The organism is Acetivibrio sp. MSJd-27 (assembly GCF_018918095.1).
In the GTDB taxonomy this organism is placed as follows: domain Bacteria; phylum Bacillota; class Clostridia; order UMGS1840; family HGM11507; genus HGM11507.
Window position 1 is genome coordinate 32,543 of sequence record NZ_JAHLPV010000018.1, and the last position, 16,331, is coordinate 48,873.

Consider the following 16,331-nt stretch of genomic DNA (forward strand, 5'->3'; position numbering starts at 1 on the left):
ATAGGATCCTTTGGCGTTATTCTTTTGCTTCAATAAGGGGCTTTCCCCTGTTCTTTCTCTAATATTTTCGTATAAAACTGAAAGGCTGACGGGATCGGAAAACGGTCCTGACGCTCTTCTTTGGTTGTCCAGAGAAACCGAGCGCTCTCCTGCTCCACATCAACTTGAAAGCCCTTCATATGCCATTCCACATGGCTGAAAATATGCTTCGCTTTCCCCGTCTCTTTTATGGAAACCATCTGCATTCCCCATTTCTCAACCTGTCTTCGTATCTGCTCGTCGCTGAGATACCCGTCCAGGTTGGGAAATTCATATAGCCCTGCCAGCAACCCTTTTTCCTGCCGTTTTCGGATCGCTGTTTTTTTACCGCAGATCAATAGAAGAACCGTTTTCTCCTCTATTTTCCGTGCTTTTTTTGTATTCTTTTGGGGAAAATCCAAAGGGTTTCCCTGCCTTTCCGCCTCACAGATCTCTTTCAGAGGACAAATCTCACATTTCGGCAGACCGTTCGGCAAACAAACTGTGGCTCCCAATTCCATCAAGGCTTGATTCATATCTCCTGCTCTTGCAGGCGGAAGAATATCCCGAACCTTCTCTTCCATCTCCCGCTTTACCTTCGAATCGCTCACATTGGAGTAGTCTGCCGTCACACGGGTAATCACCCGCAGCACATTGCCGTCCACAGCCGGCGCGGGTATGCCGAAAGCAATGGAGGAGATCGCCCCTGCGGTATAAGGCCCAATGCCCGGCAATTTCAAAAGCTCGTCATATGCGGCAGGCAGCCTACCTCCAAACTCCTCCGCAGCGAGCTGCGCTGCTTTTTTCAAATTTCGTGCCCGACTGTAATACCCCAGCCCTTCCCAGAGCTTCATCAGCTTATCATCATCCGCTTCAGCCAGCGCCGTGATATCCGGCAGCTGTGACACAAACCGCTCAAAGTAAGGCTTTACCGCCTCCACCCGGGTTTGCTGGAGCATAATCTCGGAAATCCACACCCGGTAAGGCGTCGGTTCCTCCCGCCAGGGCAACACTCTGGCATTCCTGTCATACCACGCAAGAAGCGGTTCAACGATCCATCCCAATACCATTTTCTCTAATCCTTCCCGTCAGTTTCCGATAAATCGGCAGCATGTGCTGTTCTCGGCTATATTGCTCAATTTGGTATAAATATATCCATTTTACAGCGGTATTTTCATCCTTTTTGGGACGGATTGGCTGATCCTCGTCCGCAATGAGAAGGTAGGCGGCGCACAGATGCAAATGGGGACTTACATAACTTCCGTTTTTCCAATGGCCATGCACCGGCAGAATATCAAGAGAAGCAATCTCAAACGAAAGAGGGTCAACCTGCACAAGACCGGTCTCCTCCTTTGCCTCTTTGACGGCAACCTGCAAAAGATCGCCGTTCCCATCGGCATGCCCTCCTGTCCATCCCCATGCATCATAAATGCGGTGATACGCAAACAGACATTTATCCAAATCCTGATTCAATATAAACCCGGAGCTTGTAAAGTGTACTGCCCGGCAGTCGCGCCAAAGCAGGCGTTGACCGCAGCTTTCCATCAGCTCCAGCATCATGGCCTTATCCCGTTTCTCCTGCTCACATCGGGGCTGATACCGCTTTATCTGTTCTCTGTAATCCATTGGCAGATATCCTTATTTATGATCATTGTTTCTGATTTGAGCCCGTTTGATTTTTCCTCCTAATGTTTTTGGAAGTTCATCAACAAACTCGACAATTCTCGGATATTTATAGGGCGCAGTTGCTTTTTTAACATGATTCTGCAGCTCCTTTACAAGCTCGTCCGAGGCGGTGTAACCCTTTGCGAGAACAATCGTGGCCTTGACCACCTGGCCTCTTATCGGATCAGGAGCCGCGGTGATGGCGCACTCAACAACCGCGGGGTGTTCGATCAGCGCGCTTTCCACCTCAAAGGGGCCGATCCGATATCCGGAACATTTGATAACGTCATCATGCCGTCCGACAAAGGTATAATAACCATTGTTATCTCTCCAGGCAACATCTTTTAAATTATAGTTTCCGTCTCCCATCGCAAGATTTGTCTGCTCTTCGTTTTTATAATAGCCTACAAACAGACCAACAGGCGGTTTTTTCTTCACATTGAAAATAACAATTTCGCCCTCTTCCCCGCTGTCACAAACTTCACCGTTTTCATTTACCAGCCGGATATCATAGATGGGGGAAGGCTTTCCCATTGACCCTGGAATCGGTTCAAACCATTCAAAATCGGCGAACAGAACCGTTCCCTCTGTCTGACCGAAACCGGTATGGATTTTCCCTCCCGTGAGTTTAAGCCACCGGTTGAAAACCTCAGCATTCAGCGGTTCCCCTGCGGTTGCCCAGTTTTCTATGCTGGATAAATCGTAGCTTTTTACATCCTCCTGAAGCATAAAGCGGTACATGGTAGGCGGCGCGCAAAAGGTTGTGAGTTTATAATTCTGCATGATTTCTAAAAGCTTGGAGGGAATGAATTTATCCATATCATAACAGAAAACGGTTGCGCCGCAGCACCACTGACCATAAATTTTACCCCAGCCAAACTTCGCCCAACCGGAATCGGAAACGCTCATGTGAAGCTTGTTTTCCTGCACCCTCTGCCAATATTTTGCTGTTACGATTTGTCCAAGAGGGTGGAAATGGTTATGCATAACCATCTTTGGCATCCCCGTGGTTCCGGATGTAAAATAGATCTGCATGATATCGGAGCCTTTTACCGCGTTCTCCCCCACAGGTCTTTCCAATTCATTTGAACAGTTTTCGATTTCCCTATTGAAATTAAACCATCCATCTCTATCCGTATTTCCGACAAGGCCAATATTTTTCACGCACGGCATTTCGGGAAGCGCTTTTTCAACCTGTTCCACGACATAACTGTCGTTTACACAGAGGAACATTTCAATATTCGCGGCATTTGCACGGTATGCGATATCCTTTTTGGTAAGCTGCAAGGTTCCGGGAATAAAGATAACTCCTAATTTTATCAACGCCGTCGCACATACCCAGTATTCCCAGCGTCTTCTTAAAATAAGCATAACGACGGAGCCCTTCTTTAAGCCCTTCGACTGAAAAAAGTTCGCCGCTTTGTTGCTTAATTTACTCATCTGTTCGTATGTAAAAGTATACTCCTCGCCGTGGTCATTGCACCAGACCAAAGCTCTGTAATCCTTCTGCTCTTTTGCCCAGCCGTCAACGATATCAAACCCAAAGTTGAAATCTTCCGGCGTGTTTACCATGTAATTCTCCTTGAAATCTTCATAGGAGTCAAATTCCTTTCTGGGTAAAAAACGATCTAATATCATATGTAAAATCTCTCTTTCCTCTATTACTCAGCAATCATTGTAAGAAATCTCGCCTTTTTATCCCCGTGGCATTTCTGCCCGTGAGGATGAGTGGGATTGAAATAAATGGAATCTCCCTCATTTAAAATCAGTTCTTTTCCATCAAACACAACCGCCACGGAACCTTCCAGTACAAGATTAAATTCCTGACCGGAATGAGCTACCAAATCAGCCGGTTTATCCGACGGATCCAAGGTTACCAGCAAGGGCTGCATAATTTTATGGCTGTAACGGAAAGCCAGATCCTCAAACCGATATCCTGGATATCTGCTGACACTTTTGCCTTCTCCTCGTTTTACGATATGGTAGGTGTCAAGTTTTGCACCGACACCTGTAACAATCTCTGTAAAGTCCACGCCGAATTTATTGGCAATTTCATAAATGACGCTGATCGGGATATTCTCCCCGTTTAGCTCGTAGCCCGCATAAACGCTTTCATCGATGCCAAGCTCTTCTGCCAGCTGTTTCTGGGAATATCCGCAGACTTCACGCAATTCCCTGATCCGCGCCGAAATCTCATTGAATTCTTTTTTCATAACAATGATCCTTTCCGTTTTATAATAGATATGTTTTTATTATAACAAGATAAAAACGCTTTTGCAAGGCAAAAGCCGTCATAAAAATGCATAGAGCAGAGTGCAGCATCTATTTTAACGATCAAAAAGCAGGCGCCCAATGCACCTGCTTTTCCATTCTATTCTTCCAATCCTTTAATCAGATCGTTTTGAGTGGGTGACTGCATTTCGGAAGATGTGCTGAATTTTTTTACCGCAACCGTTGCCTTGGCCGGAGGTGTTAATGTTCCAGGTCCGCCTACGCATCCGCCGGGGCACGCCATCCCTTCCAGCAGATAGCCGTTCCGCTTACCGGCTTTCGCAATCATCATCATCTTTTTGCAGTTGGAAAGTCCCTCCGCGCGGTCAATTTTCATCTCCACTTCGGGATAAAATTCCTTTACACAACCCGCAATCGCTTCGCAGACGCCACCCGCGACCGCATAGCCGCGTCCTGCTTTTGAGGCTTGATTTACCTTCTGATCATCATCGTAATCGTCAAATTCAATTCCCTTTGCAACCATCATACCCATAAGTTCTTCAAAAGTGATAACAAAATCAATGTAGGGCCGAACTTCCTCGCGGGAAGCTTCCAGCTTCTTGGAAATACAGGGACCGATAAACACCACAATGGCATCCTCGTTTTCTTTTTTGATCAGCTTGCCCGTAGCGACCATAGGGGTCGAGGATTCTGATATGCACGCTGCATACTCCGGAAAATTCTTCTTTGCCATCGCCGCCCAGGACGGACAGCAGGAGGTTCCGAGAAAGGGCTGTTTTCCATTTGCCACGTGATTTACATAGTGATGCGCTTCCTCCACTGCTCCGGCATCCGCGCCAATAGCAACCTCATACACCTCATGGAAACCCAAAGCCTTGATTGCCTCAAAAACCTTTTCCGGCGTAGCCAATGGTCCAAACTGAGAGATAAAAGAGGGGGCGATTGCCGCACATACTTTTTTATTGTTTTTAATCGCTGTAATAATCTGATATAACTCTGACTTGTCCGCAATTGCCGCAAAAGGACAGCTTACGATGCACATGCCGCAAGCCACGCAGACATCATGATTGATTTTTGCCCTGCCCAAATGGTCACTCTCAATCGCGTCTACACCACAGGCCGCGGCACAGGGCCGCTTGTAGTTCGTAATCGCATTGTAGGGGCAGACCTCCGCACATCTGCCGCACCGGACACATTTGTCCTGATCGATGTGAGATCTTCCGTGGACAATCGAAACCGCCTTCACCGGACAGACCGATGTACACGGATGAGCAAGACAATTCCTGCAGTTATCCGTCACCATATAAGAATTGGGAGGACAGGCAGCACAGGCAAAGCTGATCACATTCACCAAAGGATCTTCCAGCTTGATCTCATCACAGCGATACTTGTGCAAACCTTTTGAAATAACAGAGTGCTCATCAACCCTTCGGATTGGCATTCCCATAGCAAGCCGCAGACGCTCCCCTACGATCGCCCTCTCCATGAAAACGCTTTCGCGGTACTGTGGAATTTCCCCCGGAATAATGGTATATGGAATCTCGTCAAAATCGTGATCCGATTTATCCGAATAAGCCAGCTTCGCAATCTCCGTAAAAACCTGACGGCGGATCTTTGTAACCGGCGTATAAATACCTCTCATTAGCATCATTCTCCTTTTTTGTTCACAATGGATATGATATGCGACATGACGCTTTCACTGTCTGCATTCTCAATCAACTCTCCATCCACACGCACGAAGGGACCACACTTGCCCTCCTTACAAAGTCCAAAACATTTGCTGGTTACAATATCTATCTTTCGATCCAGTCGCAGCTGCTGCTTTAATGATGACAGGCTCTGAATGGATGCGACAATGTCCATTGCCCCCATCATAACGCACTGAGTCCCGGAACAAACTTCAACTTTGATTTTTTTCACCTTAGCCACTCCGCCTTTCCCTGGATTTCTCATCCAATTTATTCTTTTACAGTTAGCTAAATTATACTATTTTTCAGGCAGAAAATCAATACCAAGTTGATAAAAGGTTAACAATCTATAGCTGTATCATTCCAAACGTATTTAAAATGGATGAAATCAATGTTATCACAACAGCCACAGGCGTGATATATTTTATCAATATCAGATACCATTTTTCCCGGTGAAAGGCTGAGGATTTTTTGATCTCGTCCGTCAAATGCCACGTTCCCCAGATATAGCTGACAAGAATACAGGTCATCACTGCACCCAGAGGCATCAACAGCTGATTGGTGCAAAAATCGGTAAAATCAAGAATATTCATCCCAAAAATGGAAACTGAGTCCCAAATTCCGTATCCCAGCGAGGCGGGGATACCAGCCAGGAATGCAATCAGACCAACCAAAATGGTGCAGCTCTTTCGCTTTAGATGTAATTTCTCCTTCCAGGTCGAAATTACAGTCTCCATCAGTGCAATGGAGGACGTAAGGGCGGCAAAGAAAATGAGAAGAAAGAATGTGCCGCCGATCCATCCCGAAAAAGGCATCTTTATAAAAACTTTAGGCAGCGTGATAAATACCAGAGTAGAGCCCGCCTGAAGTGCATTTTCCAAAGACTCCGAACTGGAGGAAAATACAGCAAAGATAGCTGGTATAACCATAAAGCCTGCCAAAAGTGCAATTCCTGTGTCAAACAACTCAATTTTCTTTGTCGCCTTTTCCAGATCGATATCCTTTCGGACGTACGAACCATATGTGATGGTCACACCCATACCTAGGGAAAGTGAGAAGAACATCTGCCCCAAAGCTGCCAGCACCGCACGAAAAGACAGTTTTGAGAAATCGGGAACAAGATAGTATTTTAATCCCTCCAGGGCGCCGTCCATACTTAGGGCAAAGATGCTTACTATAATCGAAAGAATAATCAGTGCAGGCATCAAAACTTTATTGAGCCGCTCCACTCCATTCTGTACGCCAAGCATCACCACAAACATGTTAAACAGCACAAATAAAGCCTGAAATAAGACCGGCCATGTGGCTTTTGAGATAAATCCGTCAAAAAAACCGTCTCCGGCGGCAAGGAGTTCATTACCGGAAAAATACACCGTGATAAATTTTAAAATCCATCCTCCAATCACGCAGTAATAGGACAGGATTAAAAAAGCAACCAGAACCGCAATATATCCTAGAAAGGTGAACTTTCTGTTTATCTTCCGGTAAGCATCCACTACATTGCAGTGAAACTTTCTCCCAATCGCCGCTTCGGTCAGTACCAGAGAAAAACCAATGGTAGCGACAAAAATGATATACAGCAGAACAAAACTGCCTCCCCCATATTTGGTGGCTAGCGTGGGAAAACGCCATAAATTCCCCAATCCAACTGCAGAACCTGCCGTAGCTAAAATAAATCCCAAGTGACCGGAAAACATTTTTCTTTTTCCCATGATGTCCCCCTTTTCTCATAAAAATGATGAATAAAGTGTTAATTTTCTATCAAAATAGGATAAATAATTTTATTAACTGATGACTTTTGTGTCAAAGTAGGATATAATAACCTTAAGAAATATCACGAAATCATAGATTTCTATATTCCGAAAGAACATTGAAACGCAATATTACGGCGACATCCCGCCGCCTTCATTGTTCCGTTATAGATAACCTTAAGAAATATCACGAAAGCAAAGAACGCTACGCTCTGCAGGCGAAGGTGATTCTTTTCTCCATCCTAGAAGCAAGGTGCCTGTTCTGCCGCAAATGACAGCAAAAAGTGGGATTGGATTTTAAAAGGGGAATTCATGAAATTTAAACTCGATAAAAAATATTTTAAAATTACATTGTATGCAACAGGAGCTGTTTGCTTTTCTATTTTATTTTACATGTTCCTGAAAAACATTCATAATTTCACCGGTTTTACGGCAAAAATCGCTTCCCTGCTGGTTCCCTTTCTCTATGCATTTGCGTTCGCATATTTGTTGAACCCGGCTCTGAAAAAAACGGAGAAGCTTCTCGCATTCCTGTTGGAACGAAAAAAGCAGCGTCCGAAATTAAAACGGGGATTGGCTATTGGAATTACTTATTTATTAGCATTGCTTTTGATCTATATTTTTATACTGATACTTCTTCCCCAACTTCTGATCAGCCTGCGCAGCCTGATTATGGGGATTCCTGATATCGTCAACAACCTGACCAATCAAGTAGACGCATTGCTGTCCCACTGGAATTTCCCTGTGGAAGGCGCTGGTTCCAGGCTCGACAACCTGATTACCTCCACAGGTGATCTGCTGAATAGAGCCTATGAAGTTTTAAATAAAACCATTCCTTTGCTGTATGGACTGACTACAAAAGTTGCCGGTTCTGTACTGGATATTATTCTTGGCGTAATCATCTCCATTTACATGCTGGGGAGCAAAGAAAAATTCTTTGCCCAGATAAACAAGATACTCTTTTCCTGCTTTGGAAGTGAACGGGCAAAGCAGATTATCCATTTTGGGCATTATACCAACGATACCTTTACCGGCTTTATCATCGGTAAAATTATTGATTCGCTGATTATTGGAGTTATCTGCTTCATCGGGATGCGCATTTTCCGCTTTCCCTATCCGTTGCTCATAAGCGTGATTGTCGGAATTACCAATATTATTCCCTATTTTGGGCCATTTATTGGAGCTATTCCAAGTATCATTATTATTTTGTTTGTCAGTCCCATCCAGGCACTCTGGTTCGGCGTTTTTATCCTTGCACTGCAGCAGTTTGACGGTAATATCCTGGGACCCAAAATTTTGGGGAATTCCACAGGTCTCTCCTCCTTTTGGGTTATTTTCGCTATCATCATAAGCGGCGGCCTGTTCGGCTTTATCGGAATGCTGGTTGGCGTGCCGCTGTTCGCAATTGTGTATGCAGGTATCAAATATAAAATTGAAAAAAATTTGGCGGAGAAATCCCTCCCTGTCAATACGGTTTCTTACAGCGGAAACACCTACGAGGCAATCACGGAAAGAAAAGCTGAGACAGAAGATTAGAAAACGCTATGTTTTTTCACAGAAGTTATGAAAGAAAGCTTGGATGGAAAGGGATATTGTCCTGCTCTACAACATGGAAAAAGAATGGAGGTCAACCTTGTTTGGGTATGTATCCGTCTTTAAAGACGAACTGAAGGTCCGTGAATATAATATATACCGCGGGTATTACTGCGGCCTTTGCAAAGCTCTGGGAAAACATTTTTCCCACCCCGTTCGTATGGGACTAAACTATGACTTTGCATTTCTGGCACTTACCATGGGGGCTATGTCGAAAGAAAAAACAGAAATCAGACAGGAGCACTGCGTGATACATCCCCTCTCCAAACGTCCCGTTTCCCATGATGAGCAGGCACTGTCCTATGCAGCGTATATGAGCATTATGGTAACCTATTTTAAGCTGATCGATGATTACAATGATTTAAAAAGCCCAAAAAGCATCTTTGCCATACTTTTCTATAAAGGACAGCTGAAAAAATGCAAAAAATATTATGAGCATGAATACAATCTGATAGAAAAACAGTTAAAAGAATTAAGCCACTTGGAAAAACAGCACTGTGATGACATTGACAGGACAGCCGACTGTTTTGCGAAAATTCTGGAATGCCTTTTTACTCCCTCTTATCTGAATTTGACGGAATCCGAGAAAAAGGCCTTGGGGATATTCGGTTACCAACTGGGTCGTTTTATCTATATCATCGATGCTCTTCAGGATATCCCAGAGGATGATAAACATCAAAATTATAATCCAATCTTGCTCAAAGAGAGGAAAAAAGGGGAGTCCGTCGATGCATTCTATCAGAGAATCAAAGAAAAATATTGCTTTACCTTGACTCTGACATTGGACGCCGCCGCAAAAAGTTTTGAATTGATTCCATTCCGGCGTTACCGCCCTATTGTAGAAAATGTGGTCTACTTAGGGCTGCGGGGTGTGTTGGACAGAGTGATAGAAAAACACGGGCAGGAGAGCCTGCCAAAAGGAGAATTCAATGAATCCATATGAAATTTTAGGCGTTCCCCAGGGAGCGGATGAGGAGACCATCAAAAAAGCTTATAAGGAACTGGTGAAGAAATACCATCCGGATCAATATGCCAACAATCCTTTATCGGATCTGGCGGAAGAAAAATTAAAAGAGATCAATGAGGCATATCGTATGCTGATGAATCAGAAAGGCGGAACCGCTGGGTCTGGTTCCAGACAAAGCAGCTCTTACAGCGGAAATCCCAGCTTTGCAAATATCCGCCAGCTGATTCAATCCGGCCGGATTACAGAGGCAGAACAAATTTTGGACAGTATGCGGGAACAAACTGCTGAATGGAACTATTTAAAAGGAGTTATCGCCATCCAGCGCGGATGGTTTGATCGTGCGGTAAACTATCTGAATACAGCAGTGCGCATGGACCCCCAAAACTTTGAATATCGCAATGCCCTTGCACAGTTGAATCAAAGAGTGAATACCTACCGCAATGTAGGCAACATGAACGGATACGGAAGAAATACCGAATGTGATTGTTGTACCAAGCTGGTTTGTGCGGATTGTTGCTGTGAAAGCATGGGCGGCGATCTGATCAGCTGCTGTTAAGGAGGAATGAAGGTGGCGCGAAAAATCGCTCTCACTGCAATGTTTTCTGCTCTGGGCACTGTCTTTCTTTTTCTAACAGGTATCTGGCCCTTCGGAACGGTTGCCTTGCTCTGTGCGGCGTCTGCATTTGTGGCATTCAGCGTGATGGAATGCGGGATGGGGTATGGCCTTTTATCCTATATCACTATCTCTGTTCTGGGCTTTTTGCTTGTCCCCGACAAGACAATCACTCTTTGGGAATTTGTCCTTCTTCTGGGATATTATCCGGTTATCAAATGTCTGATTGAACGGCTCAACAGACTATGGCTGGAGTGGCTCATCAAAGTATTATTCTTTTCGGTTATGGTAATTGTGCTTTTGCTGCTGTTTCAGTTTGTACTTTTCATTCCTATCGTCACAGAACTTCCTGTATGGCTGTATGGTATCGGAGGAATTGCTCTGCTTGCAGTGTATGACTATGCTCTGAGTGTTTTTCTCTCTTATTACCGCAATCGGTTAAAAGGAAAACTTAGAAAAAACAGCTGATATCGCATCTTCAAAATCTGTTTCGCAGGACATCTTATCAAAAACATGAAACAACGGTAGAGGTGTGCTCTTGTCAAATAATCTAATATCCAACAACAAAAAGCGCCGTGCATAAAATATGCACGGCGCTTTTCATTTTTATGTTATTCACTTATTAGTTTACTTTGCCATACGCGTACATAGCAGAATACAGAATCTTAGCAGCTTCCGCACGGGTAATATGGTTATCCGGCCGGAAGGTGTTGTCTTCGTATCCGTTTATAATCTTTGCGTCAACAGCGTTCTTAACAGCTGCTTTTGCCCAGTCGCTGATTGCACTTCCATCCGCAAACGCGGTTGTCTTGTCCCCTTGGTCAGTGCCGCGCAATGCACGCTCAATGATGACTACAAACTGTTCCCTCGGAATAATTTCATGAGGCTTAAATGTCTGATCTGCATATCCTTTGAAAATACCGTATTCGACTGATAGCTTAACATATTTCATCGCCCAGTCATCAATTGTAAAGATATCAATAAACTCTATATTTTTGGTGACTTCTTTATTTTCTAATCCCAGAGCACGTACCATAATGATAGCGGCTTCCTGCCTGGTAAGACCGTTTTCTGGATTGAAGTTTCCTTGGTCATCACCAATAAACAGATTCATTTTCTGTACAGCGCTCACATAATCTTTTGCCCAATGTCCTGCCATATCCGGAGCGATCTCGTCTTCAGCAGCCGGTTGGGGGACTGGAATCGGGTTTACTGTCACAACAGGAGTTGTTGTAGGGGTAGAAGTAGGAACATATATGGTTCCTGAACCTGTCCCCGTACTCGGCTTTTTCGTCGGCTTAGGGGTCGGTGTAGGCGTTTCCAGAGGACTGTAAATACCCATCTCTTCAAACACGTTCTTAATATCCTGTAACTCTTTGGATGTCGAACCATCATTAAAAGAATCGATCAATGCAGTGATAATATCCTCCGCACCTGTTACAGAATTTCCGTTTACGGTTTTGATATCTGCCCATTTTTCGTCCAGCTTACTTTCAAAAGAGGAATTAAGGCTCTTCAGCGCAATTTTTTCATTATCCGTTTTATTATCCGTCAGATAAATCTTACCCTTCAGCGCATCAAAAACATTTAGAATAACGTTTCCGGTAACACCATGGGATGAACTAAGCATTTCCTGTACATCAGCGGATACAAAACGGTTATACACATTTTTCATAGATATCTGCACTGAGGAGGACAGCGTATAAGCCTTGCGTGCCTGAAAATCATTGATATACTGTGTGCGGACACTCTCACCAAATGCATCTATAAAGTCCAGAAACATAATTAATTCGTTCTTATAAGTTGATTTTCCACCGATCACATCAAGCATTTTGTTGATTTCATCGGCAATTTCTCCGGTCAGTTCACCGTTCAGCACCTTTTTAACTGTCTCAATTCCCAGTTCGGTTGTCAGATAATTCTTTCCGATTGTGAAAATGTCAACCCTGTCCTCCGCAGACAATTCAGTCAGGTTGTTGCCCAGGTTCGTGAACATAGCTTCAAACATATCCATATTAACAGACACACTGTCTGCCGCCATACTAGGCATGAAAGAGAAGACCAAAGCGAACACCATAATGATTGACAATATTGTCTTTTTCATAACAAACCACCTTTTTTCTTAATATTATGTACACTGAAAATCTTGTGTTTAGATTATTTTACCATATATCAAAAAAATGTGCAAGCCTTTCTCATCATTTCGATAATAAAATCTTTAATTTATCCAAAGCTTTCTTTCTGTGGCTGACCATATTTTTTTCTGTTTTATCCATCTGGGCGAATGTTTTCCCCAAAGCGGGAACATAAAAAAGCGGGTCATATCCAAAACCACCGTTGCCTTTGGGCTCATGCAAAATTTCTCCAGGACATTCCCCCTCTGCCTGCAGAACTCTTCCATCCGGAAACACTGCACAGACTGCGGAGACAAACTTTGCACGGCGTTCTTTGTTCCCCTTCATCTTTTCCAAAAGTTTCTCATTGTTCGCCGCGTCGTCTCCATGCCGGCCGCAGTATCTTGCAGAGTAAACCCCCGGCTCTCCGCCAAGAGCTTCCACCATCAGACCCGAATCATCCGCAATGGTCGGGAGACCGGATAGCTTGGCAATGGTCCCCGCTTTCATATAAGCGTTTTCCCTGAATGTTTCTCCTGTCTCCTCAAAATCCGTATCGATATTTACTTCTTTTAAGGAGACTGCCTCATGTCCAAATTCCTTTAAAATATCTCGGAATTCCTGCAGTTTCCCCCCATTGTTGGTGGCTACCACAAATTTCACATCGGTTCCCCTCCTTCTTTTCCTGTGGCTTCCAGAGCATTTTTCTGTGCTTTTATCAACTCGCAAACGCCCTTTTTGGCAAGGGCAAATATACGGTTGAATTCCTCTTCGTCAAAGGGCCGCTGCTCCCCGGTGCCCTGTATCTCAATAATTTTTCCTTCCTCGTTTAAAATAAAATTAAAGTCTGCAACCGCGCTGGAGTCCTCCTCATAATCCAGATCCAGAACACAATCTTCCCCGACGATACCTGCTGAGACAGCCGCGACAAAAGACTGAACCGGCATCTGCTCCAAAACGCCCTGTTCCACCAGTCTGGAAAAGGCCAGATACATTGCCACAAATCCACCGGTTATAGAAGCTGTCCGGGTTCCGCCGTCCGCTTGGATCACATCGCAGTCGATTGTCATTGTATTCTCACCCATCTTTTCAAGATCGGTGACCGATCGAAGTGCCCTGCCTATCAATCTCTGAATTTCAGAAGTTCTCCCGTTCATTTTTAATTTTGCGATGTCCCTGGCATTTCTCTGTTGCGTAGCCCTGGGCAGCATAGAATACTCCGCCGTTACCCAGCCCTCGCCGGTTCCTTTCTTATGAAACGGGACTTTTTCCTCAAAGCTTGCCGTGCAGATTACCTTCGTCTCCCCCGTCTCTATCAGTACGGAACCCTCCGCGTATTTCGTATAATCCAATGTAATCTTCGTTTCCCGCAGTTCATCAAACGCTCTGTCTCTCATATGTTTCTCCTTCTATCACTGATTTAAATATTATAGCAAGATTAAAACGCTTTTGCAAGGAAAAGCCAATATAAAAATGTTTCAAATTTCGGCTATGCAAACAGGATTGCACTCTTTCCCAATCTCAATTACAATATTTTTCAAACCCATTGTTTCTTTGTATATTATATGTTATACTAAACAAAAAGGAGGCTTTTTCATGGAATATGCTTGGATTGTATGGATTCTGATAGCTGTGGTGCTGTTCATTTTTGAAGCTGTCACTGTTACCCTGACAAGCATCTGGTTTGCAGTCGGCGCACTGGTTACAGCTGTCATATCCTATTTCACACAAAATATTTGGATTCAGATCCTCTGTTTCCTCTTGTTATCCGCTCTGCTTCTTGTTCTGACAAGACCTGTTCTTGCCAAGTGGATCAAAAGAGCGCCTACCAATTCTGACTCCATGATCGGAAAACAAGTTTTGGTTATCAAAAAAATTGATAATGTCAGCGGAGGCGGACAAGTAAAATATAATGCCGCCGTATGGACAGCAAAAAGCGCCGATAACAGTATCATTGAGGAAGGGCGGAAAGTTACGGTACAAGAGATAAAGGGCGTCAGCCTAATTGTAAAATAAACAGATTTGTTTTACGGTATGCAAAAATCTTTTTATAAAATCTTGTTGAGAAAGAAAGGATGGTTTTAAATGGAAGGGCTTATTATTTTTCTTGTGATTCTCGCGTTGATCCTAATTATAGCTGCCCGTATGATTGTGATTGTGCCTCAGGCCAGCGCCTATGTGCTGGAGCGCTTGGGCGCATTTCAGGCAGTGTGGGACGTGGGTCTGCACATTAAGGTTCCCTTTATCGATAAAATCGCGTCAAAGGTGACTTTGAAGGAAACAGTCTATGACTTTCAACCCCAGCCGGTTATCACCAAAGACAATGTTACCATGTCTATCGATACGGTTATCTTCGCGCAGATCACGGATCCAAAGCTGTACACTTATGGCATTGTAAATCCCACCAAGGCAATCGAAAATCTGACTGCCACAACACTGCGTAATATTATCGGCGATCTGGAGCTGGATGAAACACTCACCTCCAGAGATACCATCAACACTCATATGCGCTCTATTTTGGACGAAGCCACCGATCCTTGGGGCATCAAGATTAACCGTGTGGAACTGAAAAACATTGATCCGCCGGAAGATATCAAAAACGCGATGGAAAAACAAATGCGCGCAGAGCGTGAAAAGAGAGAACAGATTCTGCAGGCAGAGGGAAAGAAACAGTCCGCTGTTTTGGAAGCACAGGGTGAAAAAGAAGCAAAAATACTTCGTGCCCAAGCGGATAAAGAAGCTCAGATTTTGAAGGCTGAGGGTGAAAAAGAGGCAAAAATCCGTCATGCGGAAGGGGAAGCGGAAGCCATTCTGAAAGTGCAGGAAGCTACCGCTGAAGGCCTCAAGAAATTAAACGAATCTCATCCCACTACAGAGGTTTTAACACTGAAAAGCTATGAAGCGATGGAAAACGTGGCGCAGGGAAACGCCACCAAGCTTATCATCCCTTCGGATTTACAGGGAGTTGTCGGAATGGCTTCCACGATCAAAGAGGTATTCCAGGAAAAAAATTAAAATATGGATAACCTAAAAACACTTTGTATTCCATAAAAAAGTATTTCCGCAAGATTAGAAATAATCTTGCGGAATTTTTTATCAACAATCACCATTATATAATTTCAATAAGGGCTTGTCCCGTCATTCAACGAGGACAAGGGCACGGCACAGCAGTGCCGCGATCAGCGGGAGACTGCACTCCCGCTGACTGCGGATATGGAACCCGCCGCCTTAGAGGCGGGGGACATCTTGCCCGCAGTTATAGAAGAAAATCCACTTCAAAAGAGCAATCTAATTCGTTTGTGAGCGTTTTAAAATGAATAAAGAGTACATTTTGCAGCAAAAAAGCGGTGCGCCTTTTGCTGATGCCTGATAAGGAAGTATTTTGAAAAAAATAAATGTAGAATTATCGGGCATTGCAAAGGCAACTGCCCAACGGTACAGATGGACAATTTGCATATCGTAGAAATAGAAACCGATACTTTCATCGTATCGGTTTCTATTTCTACACGAATAAAAGATTTAGAAATAATTTCATTTATCCATTAATAATTACGCCTTTATACCAAGTGGGTCTGCTTCTAACTTTGTGTAAAGTCCAAACAAGGGTAAAATTGGTTGGCAGGGAGTGTTTTTGCTCCCTGCTTTTTCAATATAACAGAAACATGGCAAAAACTCAAGCCTTAATCCGGC

The 16,331-nt window shown here is 44.0% G+C and carries 16 protein-coding genes; 6 read left to right on the plus strand and 10 right to left on the minus strand.

The genetic code is table 11. From position 1 onward, the window contains the following. Positions 1 to 29: 29 nt before the first annotated feature. From mutY to KQI32_RS07700, 7 genes are all read right to left on the minus strand, one after another. Complete coding sequence (mutY, locus tag KQI32_RS07670; protein WP_177692077.1) at positions 30 to 1,088, minus strand: A/G-specific adenine glycosylase; 1,059 nt, start codon at positions 1,086 to 1,088, stop codon at positions 30 to 32. Next, positions 1,066 to 1,644 carry an NUDIX hydrolase gene (locus KQI32_RS07675; protein ID WP_177692076.1) on the minus strand — a complete coding sequence of 193 codons (579 nt, stop codon included), beginning with the start codon at positions 1,642 to 1,644 and terminating at the stop codon, positions 1,066 to 1,068. The genes mutY and KQI32_RS07675 overlap by 23 nt, the downstream gene beginning before the upstream one ends. A gap of 12 nt (positions 1,645 to 1,656) precedes the next feature. Then, positions 1,657 to 3,321, minus strand: a complete 1,665-nt coding sequence (locus KQI32_RS07680) for an AMP-binding protein (RefSeq protein WP_177692075.1) — start codon at positions 3,319 to 3,321, stop codon at positions 1,657 to 1,659. Between the two features lie 23 nt (positions 3,322 to 3,344). Next, positions 3,345 to 3,896 carry a helix-turn-helix domain-containing protein gene (locus KQI32_RS07685; protein WP_216424574.1) on the minus strand — a complete coding sequence of 184 codons (552 nt, stop codon included), beginning with the start codon at positions 3,894 to 3,896 and terminating at the stop codon, positions 3,345 to 3,347. Between the two features lie 158 nt (positions 3,897 to 4,054). Continuing rightward, positions 4,055 to 5,557 carry a 4Fe-4S dicluster domain-containing protein gene (locus KQI32_RS07690; protein ID WP_177692073.1) on the minus strand — a complete coding sequence of 501 codons (1,503 nt, stop codon included), beginning with the start codon at positions 5,555 to 5,557 and terminating at the stop codon, positions 4,055 to 4,057. 5 nt (positions 5,558 to 5,562) lie between these two features. After that, positions 5,563 to 5,835: an NAD(P)H-dependent oxidoreductase subunit E gene (locus tag KQI32_RS07695; RefSeq protein WP_177692072.1), complete on the minus strand. Its 273-nt coding sequence runs from the start codon at positions 5,833 to 5,835 to the stop codon at positions 5,563 to 5,565. A gap of 115 nt (positions 5,836 to 5,950) precedes the next feature. After that, entirely contained in the window at positions 5,951 to 7,315 is a 1,365-nt protein-coding gene (locus tag KQI32_RS07700; protein WP_177692071.1) for a sodium-dependent transporter, read from the minus strand. 351 nt (positions 7,316 to 7,666) lie between these two features. On the opposite strand from KQI32_RS07700, the gene KQI32_RS07705 reads away from it, so the two are divergent. The 4 genes from KQI32_RS07705 to KQI32_RS07720 are packed head-to-tail and all read left to right on the plus strand — an operon-like array spanning position 7,667 to position 10,995. Continuing rightward, positions 7,667 to 8,890: an AI-2E family transporter gene (locus KQI32_RS07705; protein ID WP_177692070.1), complete on the plus strand. Its 1,224-nt coding sequence runs from the start codon at positions 7,667 to 7,669 to the stop codon at positions 8,888 to 8,890. Positions 8,891 to 8,933: 43 nt separating this feature from the next. Next, positions 8,934 to 9,890 carry a DUF5685 family protein gene (locus KQI32_RS07710; RefSeq protein WP_216424575.1) on the plus strand — a complete coding sequence of 319 codons (957 nt, stop codon included), beginning with the start codon at positions 8,934 to 8,936 and terminating at the stop codon, positions 9,888 to 9,890. Beyond that, the gene (locus KQI32_RS07715) at positions 9,877 to 10,470 is read left to right on the plus strand and encodes a DnaJ domain-containing protein (protein WP_216424576.1); all 594 of its coding nucleotides are present in this window, start codon (positions 9,877 to 9,879) and stop codon (positions 10,468 to 10,470) included. Before KQI32_RS07710 ends, KQI32_RS07715 begins: the two co-directional genes overlap by 14 nt. Before the next feature lie 12 nt (positions 10,471 to 10,482). Continuing rightward, positions 10,483 to 10,995, plus strand: coding sequence for a hypothetical protein (locus KQI32_RS07720; RefSeq protein ID WP_177692067.1), 513 nt, complete (start codon positions 10,483 to 10,485; stop codon positions 10,993 to 10,995). A 154-nt stretch (positions 10,996 to 11,149) separates the two neighbouring features. Here KQI32_RS07720 and KQI32_RS07725 read toward each other — a convergent pair whose 3' ends face one another. From KQI32_RS07725 to rph, 3 genes are all read right to left on the minus strand, one after another. Then, on the minus strand, positions 11,150 to 12,631 hold the full coding sequence (locus KQI32_RS07725) for an S-layer homology domain-containing protein (protein ID WP_216424577.1): 1,482 nt from the start codon (positions 12,629 to 12,631) through the stop codon (positions 11,150 to 11,152). Between the two features lie 94 nt (positions 12,632 to 12,725). Continuing rightward, positions 12,726 to 13,304 (minus strand): XTP/dITP diphosphatase, encoded by a 579-nt coding sequence (locus KQI32_RS07730; protein WP_216424578.1) that lies wholly within the window; start codon positions 13,302 to 13,304, stop codon positions 12,726 to 12,728. Next, positions 13,301 to 14,038 carry a ribonuclease PH gene (rph, locus tag KQI32_RS07735; protein WP_216424579.1) on the minus strand — a complete coding sequence of 246 codons (738 nt, stop codon included), beginning with the start codon at positions 14,036 to 14,038 and terminating at the stop codon, positions 13,301 to 13,303. Before rph ends, KQI32_RS07730 begins: the two co-directional genes overlap by 4 nt. A gap of 199 nt (positions 14,039 to 14,237) precedes the next feature. Between rph and KQI32_RS07740 the strand changes: the two genes are divergently transcribed. Together KQI32_RS07740 and KQI32_RS07745 are read left to right on the plus strand one after the other, a co-directional pair. After that, complete coding sequence (locus tag KQI32_RS07740) at positions 14,238 to 14,657, plus strand: NfeD family protein (RefSeq protein WP_216424580.1); 420 nt, start codon at positions 14,238 to 14,240, stop codon at positions 14,655 to 14,657. Between the two features lie 69 nt (positions 14,658 to 14,726). Then, positions 14,727 to 15,656, plus strand: a complete 930-nt coding sequence (locus tag KQI32_RS07745; RefSeq protein ID WP_177690190.1) for an SPFH domain-containing protein — start codon at positions 14,727 to 14,729, stop codon at positions 15,654 to 15,656. Positions 15,657 to 16,331 lie beyond the last annotated feature (675 nt).